At 51.3% G+C, this 751-nt stretch carries 1 protein-coding gene; it reads left to right on the top strand.

Annotated features, from left to right (window positions below):
• Nucleotides 1-751 (top strand): contractile injection system protein, VgrG/Pvc8 family (locus tag HMPREF0673_RS11690; RefSeq protein ID WP_007902735.1); only part of this gene is annotated, 751 nt, incomplete at both ends.

Here is a 751-nt window from a genome sequence, read left to right as displayed (position 1 = left end):
GAGCATCACTACTTTGAGATAACGCTGGATATCCAAGCCATAGAAGCCTATGGTGTGGAAATCCCGGAGGCGTCAAAAGACTGGGTTGGGAAAAAAGTAATCATGGACTTCGGCGGCACTATTTTTGTCGGCGTGGCCACCATGGTGGGACTTCATCGTTCCGGTGGAACACACGGAAATATAAAAGTGACGGGATATTCGTCAACATTCCTATTGGAGTCAGACCACACTTGTGCCTCATGGTGCAACAAATCCTTGTCTGACATCGTTAAGGAACTTACAGACAAGGCGGGAGTGCAAGCTCTTGTCAATCCGGAAACGAAATCGAAGCTGGAATACGAATGCCAGTACGAGGAAACCAACTTCAGATTCATACAACGGCTTGCCCGCCAATATCAGGAATGGCTCTACTACGACGGACAGAACCTTGTCTTCGGGAAGCCACAGGCCGGCTCGACGACCAAGCTGACATACGGCGAGGAACTATCCGTGCTCGATGTCTGCTCGCAGGCACTTGCCCGACCAATAAAGGGAAGTTCTTACCATTCGGTGAACGACCAGACCTATAACGGCCAATCCCCCGATACCGCAGCCGGACAAAACACATTAGGACAAGCGGCCTTTGACTCATCATTGGCTTTGTTTACTGCTCCCGCTGTCCAACGGGCGGAACCGCGCATAACCAATAAGGGTGAACTTGACGCCTATTTCCAACGCAGGCAGCAAAGCGACAGCGCCGCATCCAGTTTCA

It is taken from the genome of Leyella stercorea DSM 18206 (assembly GCF_000235885.1).
GTDB lineage: Bacteria > Bacteroidota > Bacteroidia > Bacteroidales > Bacteroidaceae > Prevotella > Prevotella stercorea.
Note: the sequence above shows the minus strand (reverse complement) of the source record. Positions and strands in the feature narration are given on the sequence as shown.